General features: G+C 56.5%; 19 protein-coding genes and 4 tRNA genes. All 23 read left to right on the plus strand.

The window, feature by feature from the left end; translation table 11 throughout:
• The first annotated feature begins 522 nt into the window (after nt 1–522).
• The 23 genes from QZR17_RS06545 to rpoB all read left to right on the plus strand — a co-directional run bounded on the left by QZR17_RS06545 (nt 523) and on the right by rpoB (nt 22186).
• Nucleotides 523–891 carry a DMT family protein gene (locus tag QZR17_RS06545; RefSeq protein ID WP_296119725.1) on the plus strand — a complete coding sequence of 123 codons (369 nt, stop codon included), beginning with the start codon at nt 523–525 and terminating at the stop codon, nt 889–891.
• Nucleotides 892–1044: 153 nt separating this feature from the next.
• Entirely contained in the window at nt 1045–1632 is a 588-nt protein-coding gene (locus QZR17_RS06550; protein ID WP_297129179.1) for a hypothetical protein, read from the plus strand.
• Between the two features lie 11 nt (nt 1633–1643).
• The gene (locus QZR17_RS06555) at nt 1644–2231 is read left to right on the plus strand and encodes a PepSY-associated TM helix domain-containing protein (RefSeq protein ID WP_307983357.1); all 588 of its coding nucleotides are present in this window, start codon (nt 1644–1646) and stop codon (nt 2229–2231) included.
• Complete coding sequence (locus QZR17_RS06560) at nt 2228–5014, plus strand: carboxypeptidase regulatory-like domain-containing protein (protein ID WP_297129182.1); 2787 nt, start codon at nt 2228–2230, stop codon at nt 5012–5014. The genes QZR17_RS06555 and QZR17_RS06560 overlap by 4 nt, the downstream gene beginning before the upstream one ends.
• Entirely contained in the window at nt 5011–5379 is a 369-nt protein-coding gene (locus QZR17_RS06565; RefSeq protein ID WP_297129187.1) for a hypothetical protein, read from the plus strand. The genes QZR17_RS06560 and QZR17_RS06565 overlap by 4 nt, the downstream gene beginning before the upstream one ends.
• Nucleotides 5376–6902, plus strand: a complete 1527-nt coding sequence (locus QZR17_RS06570) for a DUF6850 family outer membrane beta-barrel protein (protein WP_297129188.1) — start codon at nt 5376–5378, stop codon at nt 6900–6902. The genes QZR17_RS06565 and QZR17_RS06570 overlap by 4 nt, the downstream gene beginning before the upstream one ends.
• A gap of 13 nt (nt 6903–6915) precedes the next feature.
• On the plus strand, nt 6916–8133 hold the full coding sequence (locus QZR17_RS06575) for a DUF4876 domain-containing protein (protein ID WP_297129192.1): 1218 nt from the start codon (nt 6916–6918) through the stop codon (nt 8131–8133).
• A 22-nt stretch (nt 8134–8155) separates the two neighbouring features.
• Complete coding sequence (locus QZR17_RS06580) at nt 8156–9400, plus strand: DUF4876 domain-containing protein (RefSeq protein ID WP_297129198.1); 1245 nt, start codon at nt 8156–8158, stop codon at nt 9398–9400.
• 4 nt (nt 9401–9404) lie between these two features.
• Nucleotides 9405–10295 (plus strand): ABC transporter ATP-binding protein, encoded by an 891-nt coding sequence (locus tag QZR17_RS06585; protein ID WP_297129201.1) that lies wholly within the window; start codon nt 9405–9407, stop codon nt 10293–10295.
• Between the two features lie 7 nt (nt 10296–10302).
• Nucleotides 10303–10971, plus strand: coding sequence for a hypothetical protein (locus QZR17_RS06590; RefSeq protein WP_297129204.1), 669 nt, complete (start codon nt 10303–10305; stop codon nt 10969–10971).
• Complete coding sequence (locus QZR17_RS06595; protein WP_297129207.1) at nt 10968–12095, plus strand: DUF4857 domain-containing protein; 1128 nt, start codon at nt 10968–10970, stop codon at nt 12093–12095. The genes QZR17_RS06590 and QZR17_RS06595 overlap by 4 nt, the downstream gene beginning before the upstream one ends.
• A gap of 639 nt (nt 12096–12734) precedes the next feature.
• A tRNA-Tyr gene (locus QZR17_RS06600) sits at nt 12735–12816 on the plus strand.
• A gap of 55 nt (nt 12817–12871) precedes the next feature.
• A tRNA-Gly gene (locus tag QZR17_RS06605) sits at nt 12872–12944 on the plus strand.
• Between the two features lie 41 nt (nt 12945–12985).
• Nucleotides 12986–13057: transfer RNA gene (locus QZR17_RS06610), tRNA-Thr, on the plus strand.
• Nucleotides 13058–13195: 138 nt separating this feature from the next.
• A complete protein-coding gene (gene tuf / locus QZR17_RS06615; protein WP_296164784.1) occupies nt 13196–14470 on the plus strand; it encodes an elongation factor Tu in 1275 nt (424 codons plus the stop codon).
• Nucleotides 14471–14558: 88 nt separating this feature from the next.
• Nucleotides 14559–14631, plus strand: a tRNA-Trp gene (locus QZR17_RS06620).
• Nucleotides 14632–14666: 35 nt separating this feature from the next.
• Nucleotides 14667–14888, plus strand: a complete 222-nt coding sequence (gene secE / locus QZR17_RS06625; protein WP_296164787.1) for a preprotein translocase subunit SecE — start codon at nt 14667–14669, stop codon at nt 14886–14888.
• Between the two features lie 236 nt (nt 14889–15124).
• Nucleotides 15125–15700: a transcription termination/antitermination NusG family protein gene (locus QZR17_RS06630; protein ID WP_297129210.1), complete on the plus strand. Its 576-nt coding sequence runs from the start codon at nt 15125–15127 to the stop codon at nt 15698–15700.
• Between the two features lie 217 nt (nt 15701–15917).
• Nucleotides 15918–16364, plus strand: coding sequence for a 50S ribosomal protein L11 (gene rplK, locus QZR17_RS06635; RefSeq protein WP_296165183.1), 447 nt, complete (start codon nt 15918–15920; stop codon nt 16362–16364).
• 22 nt (nt 16365–16386) lie between these two features.
• Nucleotides 16387–17085 (plus strand): 50S ribosomal protein L1, encoded by a 699-nt coding sequence (gene rplA, locus QZR17_RS06640; protein ID WP_297129215.1) that lies wholly within the window; start codon nt 16387–16389, stop codon nt 17083–17085.
• 52 nt (nt 17086–17137) lie between these two features.
• The gene (rplJ, locus tag QZR17_RS06645) at nt 17138–17686 is read left to right on the plus strand and encodes a 50S ribosomal protein L10 (RefSeq protein ID WP_297129218.1); all 549 of its coding nucleotides are present in this window, start codon (nt 17138–17140) and stop codon (nt 17684–17686) included.
• 185 nt (nt 17687–17871) lie between these two features.
• Nucleotides 17872–18249: a 50S ribosomal protein L7/L12 gene (gene rplL, locus QZR17_RS06650; RefSeq protein WP_297129222.1), complete on the plus strand. Its 378-nt coding sequence runs from the start codon at nt 17872–17874 to the stop codon at nt 18247–18249.
• 118 nt (nt 18250–18367) lie between these two features.
• Nucleotides 18368–22186, plus strand: a complete 3819-nt coding sequence (gene rpoB, locus QZR17_RS06655; RefSeq protein ID WP_297129225.1) for a DNA-directed RNA polymerase subunit beta — start codon at nt 18368–18370, stop codon at nt 22184–22186.
• Nucleotides 22187–22209 lie beyond the last annotated feature (23 nt).

The following is a 22209-nucleotide window of genomic DNA, read 5'->3' on the forward strand; positions in this document are numbered from 1 at the left end:
ACGACACCTTATATGATCCCGATCACCACCTCAAAGTAGCTCAACAATATCAGACTGCATAAAATTTCTACCCAAAAAGTTTGGTGGTTAGCATAAATAGCCCGGATGTCGAGGGGCGAAGCCCCGAAGACTCCGGGAAAGAAGAGCTCGGGAAAGATATACGACCCCGCCAGGGTGTCGCACTTACCCAGTCAGTCAATCAGTGCGACACCCTGGCGGGGTCGAGGATTGCTTGCGAGGCCGGGTCCACGGGTCTTCGGGGCTACGCCCCTTGACCCGTGGCTAAACACCGTGCACCCCTGCCGGGGTGCCTCGTTCCCCACCCTTCATAATGAGTTGATAGACTTCTGTGCTACTCAAATGCGTCACCCCTGTCTGTGCCTCTGCTCTCGGCTGATATCCAGACTGGTGCGCGTGGGTCTTTGGGCGCCATTGCCGTGGGGGCATTACTTAGTACCTTCGTGCGCTTGATGGGAGGGCGTTTTTTCTATGACCCTATATATTCAATGTGTACGTGCTGATATGAATGGATGGCTGACGGTGGCGATGCTGATGGTCTCTAATGTCTTTATGACCTTTGCCTGGTATGGGCATCTCAAGCTCCAGGAGCTGCATATACTCCGGGACAGCACACCGCTCTATGTGGTGATCCTACTCAGCTGGGGGCTGGCGCTGATGGAGTATGCCTTTCAGGTGCCGGCCAATCGGTATGGCTTTGTGGGTAATGGAGGAGCCTTTACGCTCCTGCAGCTCAAGGTGATCCAGGAGGTGATCTCGATCACGGTCTTTACGCTCTTCACAGTCGTCTTCTTCCGGGGTACGCCCCTGCAGTGGAATCACCTCGCTGCATTTGTCTGCCTGGTCCTGGCAGTCTACTTTGTCTTCCGGTAAGGATCGGGACTGACCAAAAATACACGAAGGCAGGTAGGTATTGAGTGATAAAATACCTACTTGTGAGGATGGGCTTACGCCTTGATTTGGGTCACCTTTGCAGCTATATAGGGAGTGGTCCCTAATTGCATCACTAAAGATTAAGGAAGAAAGATGACTCTGATCAACAAGTGGAGCCTTATGCTGCTCCTCGGTATGACCCTCGGCCTCGCATCCTGTGGGGGTGATAATAATAAGAGTAAGGCACAGGCCTCCGCGGAGGAGGCGAACCCTGCCGCCCTCGAGGTGGATCAGGTGTTGGCAGACCCGGATAGCCTGGTCGGTGATACCATCAAGGTAGAGGGGGTCTGTACCCATATCTGCAAGCATGGAGGAGGAAAGATCTTCCTCATGGGCAGCGATGATACCAAGACCCTCCGTGTAGAGGCGGGTGAGTCGATCGGCAGTTTCCCTCAGGAGACTGTCAATAGTATCGTACGGGTGACCGGTGTCCTCGTGGAGGACCGCATCGATGAGGACTACCTCGCTCAGTGGGAGGCTCAGATCGCCGATCAGGCTAAGGAGGCTCAGGGCGAGGGTGGCTGTGCTGCCGATATGAAGGCCAATGCGGAGGCGGAGGCCAATAGCGTCCGAGAGCGGATTGCCAATTTCCGGTCCCGCATTGCAGAGCGTACAGAGAGGGAGGGTAAGGCCTACGTCAGCCTCTACCATATGGAGGGACTCTCCTACGAAATCCGCTGATCCCTCGGACTATGGCATACTGTCCCAGAGGGGACCGGTCTAAGAGTATGGTGAAGGCGTGCCGGTGGATCCATAGGCATCTCTCCTTCTTCTTTGCCGGGATCGTCATTATCTACGCCCTCTCCGGCATCCTGATGAATCATCGGGATGAGCTTAATCCTACCTACTCAGCGAGGAGGATAGAGCTGTCTAGTACACTCGCCGAGACCCCTCGGACGAAGGGGTCAGTCACCACGGCGGAGATAGAGAAACTCCTCGACGAGATCGGAGAGAAAGGGCACTATACGAAGCACTACTATCCGGATGAGAGGACGATGAAGGTCTTCCTCAAGGGCGGCTCCACTCTGGAGGTGGATCTCCAGACCGGTGCCGGCGTGTATGACCGCTTACGGAAGCGGCCGATCCTCGGCGACTTTGTACGCCTTCATTACAATCCCGGTCGCTGGTGGACCTACTTCTCTGACCTCTTCGCGATAGCCCTCATTATCATCACCCTCTCGGGTCTCTTCCTCGCTCGTGGCAAGAAAGGGCTCAGAGGGGTAGGCGGACTGGAGCTTGTCTTAGGGATACTCATTCCCCTCCTTTTCCTACTCCTATGAGGCGACTCCGCTGGACTCTCCTATCCCTCTTCTCTCTGCTCTTAGTGGCGCAGGGGCAGACGGCTGTGACACTCACGGTAGTGGACTCAGGTGATGGGATGCCTCTCCCCGGGGCGATCGTGAAAATGATGGCTGGACAGCGGGAGTACAAGGGGGCTACGGACGTGAAGGGTGTCCTGGCACTCCAGAGAGTGATCCCCGGGGAGTACCTGGTCCGTGCGACCTACGTCGGGTATCAGCCCTACGAGAGACGGGTACAGGTCACACCAGAGCAGCACACCTTTACTCTCAAGCTCCAAGTCAGCACCGACGAGCTCCAGGAGGTGGTGGTGACGGCTAAGCCCTCCAAGGGCATGGTCACCTCGTCTCTCATAGGGCGTGAGGCGATGACGCTGCTCCAGCCCTCCAGCATCGGCGATGTACTGGAGCTTCTCCCGGGAGGCTTCTCCTCCGATCCACTCCTCACCTCGCCGGATATCGTCCGGCTGCGGGAGGCGACACTCCCCATCGTAGGGCAGCATAATCTGCTCCCGAGGGTCAATCAGTCGCAGTACAATACCTCCTCCATGGGGACGAGATTTCTTATCGATGGCGTACCGGTGCAGATGGATGCCGGGCTCAAGGGGATGTATGGGAGTGATGGGGCCTACTCGACTCAGGTGCCGATCAATGCCGGCGTGGATATGCGCTCCATCTCCACCGATGACGTGGAGAGCATCGAGGTGGTGCAGGGGATCCCCTCCGTGGAGCACTCCGACCTGACAAGCGGTCTCATCAAGGTGAAGCGTAAGCAGTGGACAGATGAGCTCACCGGGCGCTTCAAGTCGGATATGTCCAGCAAGCTCTTCTTCATCTCCAAAGGGATCGACCTCCTCCCCGACCGGCTCAATCTCATCAGCAGCATCGGCTACCTCAGTGCCTACTCCGACCCCCGCAGCGTACGTGACTGCTACGAGCGCATCACCGGCTCGCTCCGTCTCTCCGGACGATGGTCGGGGACGATAGGCAGCCTTTCCTCGCTCTCCAGCATCGACTATACCGGTTCGCTCAATGACCGAAAGCGGGATCAGGACCTTGACGTCACCCCCTTGGATACCTATCGGTCGGGCAACCATCGCCTCGCTCTCTCAGAGAGTCTCTCCTACCTCCCGACGGAGAATCCCTGGCTCAGTGCCGTGGATCTGACTCTGTCACTCTCCCACACTTGGGACCGGACCGCCATCACCAAGGATATGTTGATGAGTCGCGATGTCCCCTACCTGACTACCCGCGAGGAGGGAGAGCATGAGGGGCGGTACTATCCCCGCACTTACTTCGCCTCTCACACCGTCGATAGCAGGCCGCTCTACCTCTATCTCAAGCTCAAGGGCAGTAGTCGTCTCGACCTTGGCCCCAGCCGGCATAGGCTGAAGTATGGAGCTGACTGGAGCTACAGTAAGAATATCGGGCGAGGGGCGATCTTTGATCTTGATCGCCCCCTCTTCTGGCTCTCCGGCAGCCGTCCCCGACCCTTTTACGATGTCCCGGGTAAGTCGGTTCTCTCCCTCTTCGTGGAGGATGAGATGACACTGCCGATCCGGGAGCACTCCCTAACCCTGATGGCCGGGGTAGTGGCCAATAGCCTCCTCGCCCTCGATCGCTCCTACCGGATGTCTTGTCGGTGGTATCCGGACATCCGACTCAACGCCCGCTGGAGCTTCGCCCCGATAGAGGTAGCCGGTCGACCTCTGAGGGTCCAGGTGAATGGTGGGGTGGGGAGCCTCAGTATGTTTCCCTCTATGGAGCAGCTCTATCCGGACACGATCTACGACGACTTTGTGGAGCTCAATTACTACCACAGCAATCCGGACTATCGCCTGGTCTATATGCGAACCTATATCTATGATCCGAATAATAAGCAACTGGCACCGGCGAAGAACGTCAAGGGTGAGCTCCGTCTCGATCTCGACTATGCCGGCTACTCCGCCACTCTGACCTGCTTCCGGGAGCGGATGCGGAGTGGCTTCCGCAAGGATACTGAGCTACGGATCGCGGACTTCCGGTACTACGATCCGCAGTCGGTCGACTATGCTACCCTGACAGCTAAGCCGGACATCAGGGACTTCAAGTACAGGGATACTCGAGACTTCCGCCTGCTCCCTCTTGATACAAATGGAAGCGAGACTGATAAGAGTGGCGTGGAGTGGGTGATGAGTACTCCGAGGTACCGCTTCCTCAATACCCGCGTGACGCTATCGGGAGCGTGGTTTAGGACCACCTATCGGAATAGTCTCCCGCAGTATGAGCGCCCGAGAGCTGTCCTCGGCGGGCGCGAGGTCCCCTATGTGGGCATCTATCAGGATAATGAGATACTGGTCCGCGAGATACTCAATACCGACCTTCGGCTCGACAATTACCTCCCTAAGATCGGACTGGGACTATCGCTCTCCTTTCAGTCCAATTGGTTTTCCTCCTCGCAGAAGATGCCTCTCTCCAATTATCCCGACTACTTCATCTCCCTCTCAGATGGAGAGCGACGCCCCTTCACTGCGGCGGATAAGGGCGATGCTCAGCTGCAGTGGCTCAAGCGAACCTACACCGAGAGCTCCTTCGAGCGGTACGTGGTCCCCTTTATGATGATCACCAATCTGAAAGCGACGAAGTCCCTTTTTGAGAGCAAATTGCGGGTTGCGCTCTTCGTCAATAAGATCTTCGACTACAGTCCGGACATAGAGCGAAAGGGCTTCGTGATCCGGCGCAATCAGACCCCCTACTTCGGTATGGAAATGATGATCAATCTATGACAAAGTTTCAGACCCTGATCGCACTCCTGCTCCTCGTGGGGCTGTCCGCCTGCCACCTGCCGGAGCGTCCGGACGTGATGAGCCACGTGACGCTCCAGCTGGACTACAGCGCCACCTCTCCCGTGGTCCGCCAGAGCTATAAGATCGAGTGGGAGAATATCAATACCCGCCGTACCACCACCCGCAACTCCGTCACCACCTCTACCTATACGGACGAGCTCTACCGCGGGCTCTACGATGTCCGGGTGGAGGGGACGCTCCTCTTGGAGAGCGGTGAGACGATCTGGATCAGAGGGTCGGCGACGGAACAGCTCTTCCTGGATAAGGAGGAGACCTGTGGGATCAAAATGCTCCGGATGCTATGAGACGCCTTCTCCTTCTTCTCCTCGTCCTAATGGTCGTGATGAATGCTCACGCTGCGGATACGCTCAGTGTGGCCGCACGATCCTATGAGTGCTCGATCGCTTGGCAGAAGCTGTGGCTCCACTATACCGATCAGGTGGCGCTCCATCACAGGCAGTACCGCAACTCCCTCTCCTCCTTTGCTGCTCGATACGAGGGACGAAACGAGACAGAGTCGCTCTATGATGAGCGGGGACGGGGTGAGAGCATCGCACGACTCCAAGCGAAGACCTACCTCCTCCCGTCGACAAAGGAGCACCTCTGGGGCTATGCCGACTATGCCAATGGACGTGTGAAGGAGGTGAAGTGGCGCAGCACCTCTGACTACGATCGGCTCTACCCCTATATCATGGCTGACGAGAAGGGCGGAGACCTATCGCTGGAGAGGTATGCCTTCGGTGGAGGCTACAGCCATCAGCTCTCCCGGCTCCGACTATCTGGGGAGATGTACTACCGCTCTCAGCAGGAGTACCGCGCGGTGGATCCGAGACCTCGGAGTATCGTCTCTGACCTACGTCTCTCCACCGGGCTCACCCTACCGGTCGCTACCTACGAGGTGGGACTCTCACTCGACTATGGGCTCTACAAGCAGCGGAGTGGGGTGGCGATCTATAGCCCTATCGGAGGCAGTCTCCAGCGGTTGATGAGTGGTCTCGGGGGCAGCTTCCGGAGGTTTGACACCAATGAGCCCTCTCTCCACTATCGTGGTCGGTCACTCGGGACTGCGCTCCACCTCCTGCCCCGGAGCTCCGACGAGGGTGTGCGAGCTCTTCTTAGCTACCGGTATAGCCGGCTGGAGCAGGCGGTGAGTGATTTGAACGAGGTGCCGATCCACCACTATGCCGATCATCAGGGGAGGCTAAGTGTCGGCTACCAGCACCGGGTGGGGGCACTCATGGGTGCACTCGATCTTGAGGCAAGTGTCGAAAGCCGCTCCGGAGTAGAGCATATCGTAGGCGAACCTAAGGCTGGGACCTATCCCGTCGTGGGGTACAATGCCAATTTTCACCGAGGCATCGTGGAGGGAAAGCTCTCACTCTCCCTCGGCGATGCTGCCTATCGACAGCCGGGCTGGCACTGGCTTGTGCAGCCCGAGGTGGCTTATCTTCATCTCCGGACGAGAGTGCTCGAGCCGGAGAAGGAGCTCCGTCTTGACCGCTGGCGTGCGGTCCTCTATGGAGAGGTCTCCCATCGCCGCGAGCGGAGCTACGGCCTTCTCTCCCTTGAGGTGGGCTATGCCCCTGAGGCGGTCGGCCTGCTCACGCTCCCTATGGCAGAGATGGAGGAGTCGGTGACGGCTCATCTCCAGCAGAGCTATCGGTCCGCTACAGCGAGCTGTCTCAGCCTCAGCATTGCACCCAAGTACCACCTCCCTATGCCGCTCAAGCCCTCTTGGGGACTCGTGGTGGGCGGTCGCTATCGGCTCGACCACTTCCCCTCTTCACTCCGTCACACCCTGCTGGCGGAGATTCAGCTAACTCTATAGAACCATTTTGTATATGAAGAAAACTCTTTTTATCGCATTTGCACTGCTCCTCTCAGTCCTCTTCTCGGGCTGCCGTGAGGACGCTCCTGAGCAGCCGAGTGAGACTCTCGTCACCCTCGAGGTGAAGAGCCCGCTTGGCATCGAGGGGCAACTTACTAACCTCCGCGGTGAGGTCGTCTCCAAGGCTAAGGGGACGAAGCAGTCCCTCACCTTTGAGCAAAATAAGGCGAGGATCACCCTCTCTCAGGATGCCTCCTACACCCTCCATCTCACCGGTGACTTCGCCACGAAGGGAGTCCTCACGACGCTGGAGTACAGCGAGGACCTTGTGGCGAAGAGTGAGCAGAGCTACACCCATACTTGTCAGCTTACCTTTGTGATGCCCAAGGAGAGCTTCGTCATCAGCGAGATCTTCTTTGCCGGGACGCTCAATAAGAATGGTGAGCAGTATGATGAGGATAAGTTCATCCGCATCACCAATAATAGCCCCGTGACCCGCTATGCCGACGGCCTGGCGCTGGTCCGCTCCACTTTCCAGTCGGACGACAAGAAGGAGCAGATCCAGCCGGATGTCCGCTCGACTCACATGCCGGTCAGTCTCGTGATGCAGATCCCCGGCGATGGGACCAGCTATCCCGTCAAGCCGTATGAGAGTATCATCCTCTGCCACTCGGCGATCAATCATGCGCAGGCAAATCCTAACTCAATCGACCTCTCCGGGGCCAATTTTGAGTGGATGAGCGAGAAGGGCTATACCGACTCCGAGACGCCAGACAATCCCCAAGTACCCGACATGAGGCTGATCTTCATCAGCGATCCCTACGGTGATGGCGTGCAGAATTGGGCGATGAGCACCAATGGTCAGCACACCTATGCGCTCGCTGACCTCCAGGGGCTCACCGCAGAGGAGCTCGCTAAGAAGTACAGCTACCCCTACGAGGAGGTCATGATCATCGAGGGGATGGATCCGATGAAGATGCCGGGCGAACCAGCCCTCCAGATCCCCAATGAGTGGATCCTCGATGCGGTCAATCTCAGTATGAAGGATGACTTCCAGTGGCTCCCCGTCTCCGAGAAGCTCGATGCCGGCTACTCCTCCGTCGCGCCAGCGCTCAATGACGACACCCGCTACGGAAAAAAAGTTGTCCGTAAGCTCCTTTCTGAGGGCAGTAAGGTCCTCAAGGACACCAACAACTCCTCCGAGGACTTCCGTGCTGTCAACCTGAAATAATAATCTCAAGTATAAAATGATCATGAAACAACTTCATCACCTCTGGGCCCTCGTCGCCCTCCTCTCCGTCCTCCTCGTAGGCTGTAAGCCTGAGGAGACCCGTAAGCCCGCCATCGAGAGCGAGTGTACCTTTACCATCGAGACGCCTGTCGGTCTCAAGGACGCTACCTACAGCGACCTCCAGGTGACCATTAAGAGCAGCCAGGACGGCAAAGAGATCGCCCTCAAGCCGGAGTCCGCTACCTTCCACCAGAAGCTCCTCGAGGGCAAGTACCAAGTCTCCCTCACTGCGGGGATCGCCTATCAGTCCGATCGGCTCGGCAAGGTCCAGACGATCGTCTCCATGGAGGAGAGCATCGTCGTGAAGGGCGAGAAGAGTACCTTCACCCTTATCCCTCAGTATACGGAGAATGTCAGCTCCGGCTTCGTCATCGAGGAGCTCTTCATCAGCCCTACCTACAATCCTGAGACTAAGAAGTCCTATAAGTACGGCGAGCAGTACATCAAGATCACCAACAACTCCGACGTCACTCTCTATGCCGATGGGCTCGGTATTGCGCAGTCTGCCCTCCTGTGCAATATGAAGCAGGACTATGTGGATAAGGATGCGATCAAGGATATCCTCCCGGTCGGATTCCTCTCCATCATCCCCGGTGATGGGACCACCTATCCCGTCAAGCCCGGTGCCTCGATCATCGTAGCGAATGACGCTCAGGACCACTCCAAGTTCTTCCCCGGAGCGGTCAATCTCGAGCACGCCGACTTCGAGATCTACGATCGCTCGTCCAATCCCCGCTTCCAGGATACAGACAATCCTGGGGTGCCCAATCTGATCTCCTACTACAAGTCCTCCCTCACTGTCTCCTCTTTCCATCAGGCGGGCTGCACCACCATTGCCCTCGTTAGGGTTCCGGTCGATGCCGCTACCTATGAGAAGGACTATGCGTGGTCGGCGAAGTATGTCTTCCGCTTCAAGGATTTTGTCAAGGAGATGGAGACTAAGGCCTACAAGGTTCCCCTCGACTGGATCGTCGATGCTGTCTTCCTGGGTATTAAGGATAAGATCGACTGGCGCTATATTCCTGACACCATCGATGCTGGCTTTACCGGTTGGCGCGATAGTTTTCAGGACAATAGCGGTCAGGGTACCGCTGTGATCCGCAAGGTGGAGCGCGAGGTGAATGGCCGGAAGTACCTCAAGGATACCAATAACTCGACCGAGGACTTCAATGCTCGCGTACAGCCCTCTCTGAAGGCAGGCAAGTGACGCCATGCAGGATAGCATCATCCAGTGTGACCACCTGACCCACTACTACGGGAAGCGTCTCATCTACGAGGACCTCTCCTTCGAGGTCCCTCGGGGACGGATCCTCGGTCTCTTGGGGAAGAATGGCACCGGCAAGACCACCACGATCAATATCCTCGCGGGCTACCTCCGCCCCGCCGGAGGCGCTTGTCGGATGCTCGGCTACGACATCCAAGCCATGCCTCCCTCCGTAAAAGCGCAGATCGCTCTCCTCATCGAGGGGCATGTGCAGTACAGCTTCATGACCGTCACGGAGATCGAGCGCTTCTATGCGCGGTTTTACCCCCGCTGGAAGCGTGAGATCTACTACGACCTCGTCAGCAAGCTCAAGATCGCTCCACGGCAGCGGATCAGCCAGATGTCCTGCGGGCAGCGCTCCCAGGTCGCCCTCGGACTGATCCTCGCCCAGGATGCCGACCTCCTGATCCTTGACGACTTCTCCCTCGGGCTCGACCCCGGCTACCGGCGTCTCTTCATCGACTACCTCAGGGACTACACCAGCGGGCGTGACAAGACGGTCTTCCTCACCTCCCATATCATCCAGGATATGGAGCGGCTGATTGACGACTGTATCATCCTTGACTACGGGAAGATCCTTGTCCAGATGCCGGTGAGGGAGCTGATGGAGACCTTCCACCGCTACACCTTCACCATCGGTGAGGGGGTTACTGCTCTGCCGGGGGATGAGAAGCTCTACTACACCGCCGTCATCGGTCGTGCGGCAGAGCTCCACACCTTCCAGTCGAGAGAGTATGTGCAGGCCTACCTGCAGAGAGCACAGATCCCCTACGACCAGCTCGTGGAGGAGCCGATGACCCTCGAGGACGCCTTCATCGGACTAACCGGTAAGTACTGAGTCGGATATGATACAGGGACTACTATATAAGGAGTGGATCAAGACCCGCTGGGCGCTCTTAGTGCTCTACATCGTAGGGCTCGCCATAACCGCCTACGCCCTCCTCACCCTCCAGAGGGTCATCACTCTCCGAGGAGCGGCACACCTATGGGAGATCCTACTCTCCAAGGATGTGCTCTTCCTCAATATGCTGCAGTATCAGCCCCTCTTCACGGGCCTGATACTCGCTGTGACGCAATTTGCTCCTGAGATGACCCAGAAGCGGCTCAAGCTCACCCTCCATCTGCCAATGAACCAGGGGACCATTGCCCTCACCATGCTTACCTATGGAGTAGGGGTCCTTGGGCTCCTCTGCCTCACGCAGCACTTGATGCTTGCCCTCTACCTCCGGAGCATCCTTGCCCCGGAGCTGGCGACCCATCTGCTCGTCAGCATCGCCCCGTGGTTTATGGCCGGCTTCACCGCCTATGGACTCACCGCCCTCGTGGTGCTTGAGTCCACCTGGCGCCGACGTGTGCTCTACATACTCCTCAGCTACGCACTCGTCCACTTCTACTTCATCAGCACGACCCCTCGTTTCTACCAGGGGGCGCTTCTCCCGATGGGGCTGGTGACGCTGCTGCTCTGCTACGTCTCGATACTCTCGATCCAACGCTTTAAGGAAGGAGTGCAATGAAGCCACTATACACCATTTTGCTTACCCTCCTTGCCGCACTGGCACTGATCTGGGGCATTACCTCGCTCAGCGATATGACGGCACCCAAGGGGGATTATGTCCCCTTCACCCTCTACAGTGAGGTGGTGGAGGACTTCGCCTCGCTCGACAATCGGGATGGAGAGGGGACCCGCTACTACGACTACGCCGGTCGGAAGTACACCGACAGCGAGTTTGATAGCATCCTCCCCTCCTTCTACTACCGCCAGCTGGTGATGGATGGACGTCTCCCGGATAGCATCCGGGGCATCGCTGTGGATCAGGGACTGCTGGAGCGTGAGAGCTTTATCTTCGTCTCTCACCCCGCGAGTCTCAATACGCACGAGACCCCGCTCTATTTCCTCCTGGAGTCGATGTCCAAGAGAGTCAATCTGGAGATGCCGGAGGATGTCTTCCGCTTCACAGATCGGCGGATCGAATTTGTCAACATGGAGTCCAATTCGATCGAGGAGGAGAAGTCGGCCCTCTACCAGCGGGCGCTGGAGGAGAAGGGCGTCACCTTCCCCATCCGCCTCGTGGCAGGTAATCCGACGACCCGTAAGGCGTACGACAATGGCTACCTCCTCGTCGACGCTGCGGACCATCTCTACCAGCTACGACAGACTGTCGGTCGTCCCTTCGTACGACCGATCGACTTGCCGGAGGGCGTGCGGCCTGAGTACCTCTTCGTCACGGAGTACCCCTCTAAGCGGTTCCTCGGCTTCGTCGTCGACCGGGAGGGCTCGCTCTACGTCATACATATGCCGGAGTATCGGCTCCAGAGGGCCGATCTCCCCACGCTACGGATGCGAGAGGAGAAGCTGACCATCCTCGGCAACCCCTTCTTCTGGACCGTGATCCAGAGTGATGCAGAGGGGGCAGAGTACACTGCGCTGGATGCCCAGACGCTGGCGAGCGTCAAGAGCCTCCACTTCGACACCCCCAGTGGACGAACTTTCGCGGACTATGTCGTGCCCTTCCAGCTCCGCTTCGAGTCGGGGGAGTACAATTACCTCCACCCGACTGTTAGCCAATTCTCCTGGATCGGTACACTCGTCTGGCTCCTCACCATCGGCGGCATCGTCTGGTACCGCCGAAGGAAGTAAGGACCATATATAGAGACTATTGCACGAAGGCGATTTGCTGCGTTGCTTTCGGAATTCGGTCTCGGTCACGTACGTGAGTACGCTCCCTTCGACCTCATCCTCAGCGCCTTGCATCTCATCCTTCGTGCAAAGTCTCTGCATATTTGAAACAAATGTGCGAGAATGGCACTTCGTGCAACATTCTCATATAGATACTCGAGGTCGCTCTGCTCTCTCATTGACGGGCAGTGCGACCTCGTCTATTAGGTCCCTCTCACTCGGGTGCAATAGTGGTCGAGAAAAAGTGTCGAAACGTACATCATCTGCTACAGAGAAGGGCATCCCCTGACACGTCCCCACAGGCGCTGATCTAATATCGGTATTAGAGAAGACTAATATCGGTATTAGAGATCACTAATATCGGTATTAGAAATACCCCTGAGGTATCAGCCTGCTTCAGCGGGGTAAGTCACCGGGTCCCCTCCACTCCTGCCGGGGCTTCCTACTATACCCTATATATAGGGTCTTAGCCTATTTTTTGCGACAAAGTGGCACTCAAGGGTCAGAAGTACTTGCCGGATCTGGATTTTTGTCGTACATTTGCAACCACATTCGAGAGATATGCGGGCGGAGGCCGGCATAGCGGATGTGACAGAAGACGCGCAGATACCAAAGTGGCCAACTGGGGCTGACTGTAAATCAGCTGGCTTTGCCTTCGGTGGTTCGAATCCGCCTCTGCGCACACGACAAGGGGAAGGAGGTGCCCGGGTGCGGGCATTGATTCTCTTCTTGGATCTGCGGAAGTAGCTCAGTTGATAGAGCATTAGCCTTCCAAGCTGAGGGTCGCGGGTTTGAGTCCCGTCTTCCGCTCTTAGTGTAGTCCCTATGGGGCTGCGATCATGGCAACAAATGCCGCTTTAGCTCAGTGGTAGAGCGCATCCTTGGTAAGGATGAGGTCCCGAGTTCAACTCTCGGAAGCGGCTCTTATACGAAGTGTGAGGGAGTAGATGAGACGGCGTTACTCCGTTGGTCTCCTTAAGGGGGAGAAATGGGAGTATTGCCGGCTACTATTGCCCTTATGTGGGTAGAGAATTACTTAACTCAACTATATTTTTTGTATTATGGCAAAAGAAGAATTCCAGAGAACGAAGCCGCATGTCAACATCGGTACCATCGGTCACGTAGACCACGGTAAGACGACTCTGACTGCGGCCATCACCAACGTACTTGCCAAGGCTTCTGGTAAGGATTCTGAGGCTCGCTCTTTCGACCAGATCGATAACGCTCCCGAGGAGAAGGAGAGAGGTATCACCATCAACTCCTCACACGTGGAGTATGAGACCATGGATCGCAAGGGTAAGTCCCTTGATGATCTGCTGGATCCCGATGCTGTAGAGGGCGCAGAGCGCGGTACTGACATCGTAGGACGTCACTACGCTCACGTAGACTGCCCCGGGCACGCCGACTATGTCAAGAACATGGTTACCGGTGCCGCTCAGATGGACGGTGCCATCCTCGTAGTAGCTGCTACCGATGGTCCTATGCCTCAGACCCGTGAGCACATCCTGCTCGCCCGTCAGGTGAACGTCCCCAGCATCGTCGTATTTGTCAACAAGTGCGATATGGTCGAGGATAAGGAGATGCTCGAGCTCGTAGATATGGAGACTCGTGATCTGCTCTCTAAGTACGACTACGATGGCGACAACACCCCCATCATCCACGGCTCTGCCCTCGGTGCTCTCAATGGTGAGCAGAAGTGGGTCGACACCGTTATGGACCTGATGGACGCTGTCGATCAGTACATCCCCACTCCCGAGCACGAGCTAGACAAGCCGTTCCTCATGCCTGTCGAGGATATCTTCTCCATCACCGGTCGTGGTACCGTAGCTACCGGTCGTGTAGAGACTGGTCGCATCAAGCCCGGTGACGCTGTAGAGATCATCGGTCTCGGTGCTGATGGCCTGAAGTCTACCGTAACCAGCGTGGAGACCTTCCAGAAGAACATGTCCACCGGTGGTGAGGCAGGTGACAACGTAGGTATCCTGCTCCGCGGTATCGACAAGGATCAGCTGAAGCGTGGTATGATCGTCTGCGCTCCCGGCACCGTGAAGCCGCACTCTGAGTTCAAGGCTTCCATCTACGTCCTCAAGAAAGAGGAGGGTGGCCGTCACACGCCGTTCCGTAACCACTATCGTCCGCAGTTCTTCATCCGTACGCTTGACGTAACCGGTGACATCGAGCTGCCTGAGGGTCAGGAGATCGTGATGCCTGGTGACAACGTAGAGATCAAGGTGAAGCTTCTCTCTCCGGTTGCTTGTGACGCAGGTCTTCGCTTCGCCATCCGTGAGGGTGGATGCACCGTCGGTGCAGGTCAGATCACTGAGATCCTCGACTGATCTCACGGTCTGTAAGACCCAAGTAAGTCAATAGACTATGATAAGCCGTCCCTCGGGACGCTAACGCCTCCGGAGACGGCTTATCTATAGGGGATTAGCTCAGTTGGTAGAGCACCGGTCTCCAAAACCGGGTGTCGTGAGTTCGAGCCTCGCATCCCCTGCTCAATTTAAAATGTGTAAGTAGATATTAGGCTTTATGGCTGAACCTGAGAGCAAGAACATCTTCCAGCGCAGCAGCGCCTACGTCAAGGCGTGCTTCGACGAGCTGCGTTATAAGGTGTCATGGCCGACGCCCAAGGAGTTATCCCAGAGCGCGGTGATTGTATTGGTAGCTTCCGTCATACTATCCCTACTCATATTTGGTGTAGACCAGATCCTCGAGTACGCGATGAGTGGACTTTACCGTCTGATCATCTAATAGCCGAGCTGGAGGTCAAGGGCTGACGGGCGAGATGAGGACTCATCGCGTGCCGCAGTCTTACCCTATATGATAGGCTTCATGACAACCCTTGCGAAGTGAGGTGCGAGACCGATAGGTCTCTCCTGCACCTGCTCGCTCCCCTTGGGCTTCCTATTTAGTCCGATTTACTTTAGTTTCACACAAGTCCGTGAGTGCGGTCCCTTGGGACTGTCGGACTGGCAGATGCTTTGACAATGTCTCACGACGATCAAGATCAGGTATACAAGTACTACGTCCTCCAGACCATCTCCGGCAAGGAGGAGGCTGTGAAGGACTATATCAACGGCATGCGTGATGTAGAGCCGTTCTTCGACAAGAATGTCGGAGAGATCTTGGTGCCCATGGAGACGACCATCACTAAGCGTCGTACCGCATCAGGCAAGCGTGTAGAGCGGGTAAGACCGTACTACAGTGGCTTTGTCTTCGTGGAGGCGCGCCTGGCGGGCGAGACGACGCATAAGCTGCGTCGCGTCCCCGGAGTGCTGGGCTTCATCGGTGGTGACGTCCACCCGGAGCCGCTGTCTGACCTCGACGTGAAGCGTATCAAGGAGATCTCCGACCGTCTTGCAGAGGGTCCGGAGGATCTCGATATGAGCTTCTCGGTCGGCGATCGTGTGAAAGTCAATGAGGGCCCCTTCACAGGGTTCTTTGGTGACGTGACTGAGGTATCCCCGGATAGTAGGAAGCTGAAGATCTTGGTGAAGGTCTTCGGGAGAGACACTTCGATGGAGGTGGATTACACACAGGTAGAAAAGGAGAGTGAGTCATAGCCGTCTCATCTGTGAGAGGTGAGCCCGGGCAGTCGTCCCGGCGTGAGCTGATCACAGGTATCCCGGCATCATAGGTCCCAGGAGTCACCCCTCCCCTCCTCGCGAGAGGAATGGTCTGAGGAAGGAGCTCCACACGTGGGTCTGATGTCATCAAGGGTGGCGGTTCCTCGAGTGTACTTTTCGCCAAATTATTGTTTGACAATAAACTGAATGAATCATGGCAAAAGAAATTGCCGGTCAGTTGAAACTTCAGATCCGCGGTGGAGCAGCTAATCCTGCCCCTCCGGTTGGTCCTGCACTTGGTGCAAAGGGGATCAACATCATGGATTTCTGCAAGAGATTCAATGCTGAGACACAGGACAAGGGCGGACAGCTCCTTCCTGTCGTCATCACGTACTATGCGGACAAGTCCTTTGACTTTGTCATCAAGACGCCGCCCGCTGCCGCTCAGCTCATCGAGGCCTCTAAGGTCAAGAAGGGTAGCGCACAGCCCAATCGTAGCAAGGTGGCTAGCGTCACTTGGGACCAGGTGAAGGAGATCGCTCAGAATAAGATGAGCGACCTCAACTGCTTCACCGTGAAGAGCGCCATGCGCCTGGTTGCCGGTACGGCACGGAGCATGGGGATTACCATTAAGGGAGACTTCCCCGAGGATGTCGAGTAATATCAGAAGGTAGAATACGATTATGAGTAGAATATCTAAGAATCGCAAGATCGCTCTGACTAAGGTCGACAGCACGAAGGAGTACTCTCTCAAGGAGGCTTCACAGCTCGTCAAGGAGATCACCACGACGAAGTTTGATGCCTCCGTAGATATGGATGTACGCCTTGGCGTCGATCCTCGTAAGTCCACCCAGATGGTACGTGGTACCGTCACCCTGCCTCACGGCACGGGTAAGACGGTGCGTGTCCTCGTCCTCTGCTCTGCCGATAAGGAGCAGGAGGCTAAGGATGCCGGTGCCGACTATGTGGGCCTCGACGAGTATATCGAGAAGATCAAAGGCGGATGGACTGAGATCGATGTGATCATCACTATGCCCGCCATTATGGGTAAGATCGGTGCCCTCGGCCGTGTACTCGGTCCGAGAGGTCTGATGCCTAACCCCAAGAGCGGTACGGTGACCAACAACGTCGGTGATGCTGTCCGTCAGGTCAAGGCCGGTAAGATCGACTTCCGTGTCGATAAGGCCGGTATCGTCCACACCTCCATCGGTAAGGTCTCTTTCACCCCCGAGCAGATCGCTGATAACGCACGTGAATTCCTTCGCACACTGGAGCGCCTGAAGCCCACGTCTGCCAAGGGTACGTACATGAAGAGCGTCTATCTTTCCAGTACCATGAGTCCGGGTATCAAGATCGACACCCGAGCATTGACTGAGGCGTAACGTATGTCTCCCTCGGAGATATATCCATCCCTCTTTTGTCCTATAGATAAGTATGAAGAAAGAAGATAAAGCGAAAGTCATCGAGCAGCTCAAGGAGCTCCTCGAGGCTTATCCCCACGCATATTTGGTCGACGCCATGGCTCTCGACGCTGAGCAGACCACTGCCCTCCGTCGCCAGTGCTTCCAGCATGGTGTCAAGATGATGGTCGTGAAGAATACGCTCCTACACCGCGCCTTCGTTGACATCAACGAGGAGCAGTATGAGCCCTTCCATCCCTATCTCAAGGGCACCAGCGCGCTGATGCTCTCTGAGACCGCCAATGCCCCTGCCCGTGTGCTCAAGGACTTCCACAAGGAGCTCAAGAGTGCCGGTACCGATATTGAGAGGCCGAGTCTGAAGGCTGCCTACGTCTATGATACCTTCTACCTGGGTGCTGCCGAGCTCGATACTCTGGCTGCCCTCAAGAGCAAGGATGAGCTCCTCGGAGATATCATCTCCATGCTCGAGTCTCCGATCATGGACGTCATCTCTCAGGCCAGCTCTGCAGGCAACACCATCCACGGTGTCCTGGAGACTCTCGAGAAGCGAGCCGAGGCGTAAGGCGTCCGGGTCTGTCTCTCCCTCCCCGGAGGCTGAGACTCTCCCCATCGGTGACCATCTATGCCGGGACCTGATCTGCCCTCCCCCTTACTGCGGGATGTGCCCGGAATACCAGACTAAGCGGCAGGTCAATGTAAGACAATCCATTAATACGTTTACAACTTTTTTATATATATAATAACGATATGGCTGACGTAAAAGCAATCGCTGAGGAGCTGGTCAATCTGACCGTCAAGGAGGTAACTGAGCTGAAGACTATCCTGAAGGATGAGTACGGCATCGAGCCTGCTGCTGCCGCTGTAGCAGTAGCTGGTCCCGCTACAGCAGCAGCCGGTGAGGCAGCTGCCGAGAAGTCTTCTTTTGACGTAAACCTGAAGGACGCTGGTGCATCTAAGCTCCAGGTCATCAAGGCTGTCAAGACCGCTCTCGGACTTGGTCTCAAGGAGGCTAAGGAGCTTGTCGACGGTGCTCCCTCTATTGTCCAGAAGGATATGGATAAGGCTAGCGCTGAGGCTCTTAAGAAGACCCTTGAGGAGGCCGGAGCTACTGTTGAGCTTCAGTAATCCTCACTTACTACCCCTGACTCTCTCGTAGAGTAGGGTGAAGGGTTAAGGACCGGCCATTACCGGCAGGTTCTTAACCTTTTCGTGTCTTTTACTACTCCTTGAATTAAAGAATTTTATGTCCTCACAATATAAGCCTGAGAGAGTCAGCTTTGCCTCTTCCAAGCATCCATTACCCTTCCCGGACTTTCTCGACATTCAGCTCAAGTCGTACAAGGACTTCATGCAGCTGGATATGCCTGCCGGTAAGCGGAAGAGCCAGGGACTGTACCAAGCATTCCTGGAAAACTTTCCAATCACCGACACGAGAAATAACTTCGTCCTCGAGTTTTTGGATTACTTCGTGGATCCTCCCAGGTACACCATTGAGGAGTGTCTGAGCAGGGGGCTCTCTTATACTGTCCCTCTCAAGGCGAAGCTCAAGCTGTATAGTACAGACCCTGAGCATGAGGACTTTGATACTTCTATTCAGGACGTCTACCTGGGGCAGATCCCCTATATGACGCCTGCAGGTAGCTTTATTATCAACGGCGCTGAGAGAGTGGTGGTGTCGCAGATGCACCGCTCCCCGGGAGTTTTCTTCTCGGTGAGCGTGCATAACAACGGCACCAAGCTCTTCAACGCCCGTATCATTCCCTTTAAGGGATCTTGGATCGAGTTTGCGACAGACATCAATAACGTCATGTACGCCTACATCGATCGCAAGAAGAAGCTGCCCGTGACCACTCTGCTGAGAGCCATCGGCTACGAGACTGATAAGGATATCCTGAGTCTCTTCGGCATCGCCGAGGAGGTGAAGGTGACCAAGACCAACCTGAAGAAAAATATCGGTCGTAAGGTAGCCGCACGTATCCTCGATACGTGGGTAGAGGACCTCGTGGATGAGGAAACGGGTGAAGTAGTCTCCATGGAGCGCTACAATGTAGTGGTCGATCGAGATGAAGAGCTTACGGAGGAGAATATCCAGGCGATCCTTGACCTCAAGAATGCGCCCAAGACGATGCTCCTCGAGAGAGAGTCTGAGTCCGGACTCGACTATAGTGTCATCACCAATACGCTGCAGAAGGACCCCTCCAACTCTCAGAAGGAGGCGGTCTACCATATCTACCGCCAGCTCCGCAGCCAGGACCCTATGGACGAGCAGTCCGCTCAGGAGGTCATCAATAACCTCTTCTTCTCTGACAAGCGGTACGACCTCGGCGATGTCGGTCGATACCGTATCAATCACAAGCTGGACATCGATATCCCTGAGGATACGAAGATCCTCACCAATGAGGATATCGTCGCCATCATCGACTATCTTGTGAAGCTGAAGAATGGTCGTGCCAACATCGATGATATCGACCACCTGAGCAACCGCCGCGTCCGCACCGTCGGCGAGCAGCTCTATCAGCAGTTTGGCGTCGGCCTCGCTCGCATAGCCCGTACGGTCCGCGAGCGTATGAATGTGCGGGACAATGAGGTCTTCACCCCTGTCGATCTGATCAATTCGAAGACGATCAGCAGCGTGGTCAATTCCTTCTTTGGGACCAACCCGCTGTGCCAGTTTATGGACCAGACCAACCCTCTGGCAGAGATCACCCACAAGCGCCGTCTCTCGGCTCTTGGTCCGGGCGGTATCAGTCGTGACCGCGCAGGATTTGAGGTGCGAGATGTCCACTACACCCACTATGGCCGCCTCTGCCCGATCGAGACCCCTGAGGGTCCCAATATCGGTCTGATCTCCTCTCTCTGTGTCTACTCCAAGGTGAGCGACATGGGCTTCCTCGCCACGCCGTACTTCAAGGTCGATGGTGGCAAGGTAGACTTCAGCAAGGGCGGTGTCCAGTACTACACCGCCGAGGCGGAGGAGGATATGACGGTGGCGCAATTCACCCCCAATATCGGTGACGACGGGACGCTCCTCGACGGCCAGATCAAGAGCCGTCACGGATCAGACTTCCCTGTCGTGGATGCCGAGGACGTAGACCTCATCGACGTAGCGCCGATGCAGATCTGCTCCATCGCTGCCGCACTGATCCCCTTCCTCGACCACGATGATGCGCACCGTGCCCTCATGGGTAGTAACATGATGCGCCAGGCTGTGCCGCTTCTCCACGGAGAGTCGCCTATCGTCGGCACCGGTCTCGAGGGACCGATGGTGCGTGATGGTCGCTCTCAGGTGATGGCTGAGCGGGATGGCGTGGTCGAGTATGTCGATGCCAATACGATCCGCATCCGCTACGACTACACCGAGGACGAGCAGTTTGTCCGCTTCGCTGACGAGGTGACCGAGTACCACCTCTCCAAGTGGCGCAGGACTAACCAAAGTACCACCGTCGATCAGCGCCCGATCGTCATGGAGGGCGATCGCGTCACTGCCGGACAGATCCTCACCGAGGGCTTCGCCACTGAGCGTGGTGAGCTCGCCCTGGGACGTAATATCCTCGCCGCTTACATGCCGTGGAAGGGGTACAACTACGAGGATGCTATCGTCATCAATGAGCGCCTTGTCCGCGAGGACTTCTTCACCTCCGTCCACGTCGACGAGTACAATCTCGAGGTCCGCGACACCAAGCGCGGTATGGAGGAGCTGACTAACGACATCCCCAATGTCAGTGAGGATGCCACCCGCGAGCTGGATGCCAATGGTATCATCCGCGTCGGTGCCCACGTCCACCCGGGAGACATCATGATCGGTAAGATCACCCCTAAGGGCGAGAGCGACCCCACCCCGGAGGAGAAGCTTCTCTTTGCCATCTTCGGAGAGAAGGCAGGCGACGTGAAGGACGCTTCGCTCAAGGCGGATCCCTCACTCAGTGGTGTCGTGATCGATACCCACCTCTACTCACGTGCCGTCAAGACCGGCAACAGCCGCAAGACGATCCGTGACCTCAAGCAGCAGCTCGACGAGGAGCAGGAGAAGGAGCAGGACCAGCTCATGAAGCTCTTCCTTACCAAGCTCGGCAAGCTGACCAATCGCAAGGTCAGCCAGGGGATCAAGGACTACGTCGGCACCACTGTGGTCGCCAAGGGAGTCAAGATCACCGGCCCCGTGCTCAAGCAGATCATCTACGAGGAGGTGGTGCCCGAGGGCTGGACCTCTGACGAGCATGACAATCAGCTGATCGCTGACCTGATCATCAATTACCTCCACGAGTCCAAGGTGATCGAGAGCCGCTACTACCGTAAGCAATTTGACGCCACCATCGGTGACGAGCTCCCCAATGGCGTGATCCAGAATGCCAAGGTGCTTATCGCCAAGAAGCGTAAGATCCAGGTGGGCGATAAGATGGCAGGACGTCACGGCAATAAGGGTATTGTCTCCAAGATCGTCCGCACGGAGGATATGCCATTCCTCGAGGATGGTACGCCGGTCGACATCTGTCTCAATCCTATGGGTGTGCCCTCGCGTATGAACCTTGGGCAGATCTTTGAGGCGGTCCTCGGATGGGCAGGTTATAAGCTGGGCGTAAAGTTCTCCAGCCCCATCTTCGATGGCGCCTCACTTGACGACCTCAACGAGTGGACCGACAAGGCGGGTCTCCCCCGCTACGGCGTCTCCTACCTCTACGATGGAGAGACGGGTGAGCGCTTCGACCAGCCCGCCACCGTCGGCGTCACCTACTTCCTCAAGCTTGACCACATGGTCGAGGACAAGATGCACGCCCGCTCCATCGGTCCCTACTCGCTCATCACGCAGCAGCCACTCGGTGGTAAGGCACAGTTTGGTGGTCAGCGCTTCGGAGAGATGGAGGTATGGGCCCTCGAGGCCTACGGTGCCGCCTACACCCTGCGCGAGATGCTCACCGTCAAGTCAGACGATGTGGTAGGTCGCTCCAAGACCTACGAGGCGATCGTCAAGGGCTCCGCCTTCCCGGAGCCGGGCATCCCTGAGTCACTCAACGTCCTTGTCCACGAGCTTCGTGGTCTCGGGCTGGGCTTCAATCTCGAGTGATCGATCGGTGATTTTTTGAGACG

It is taken from the genome of uncultured Porphyromonas sp. (assembly GCF_900541275.1).
In the GTDB taxonomy this organism is placed as follows: Bacteria; Bacteroidota; Bacteroidia; order Bacteroidales; family Porphyromonadaceae; genus Porphyromonas_A.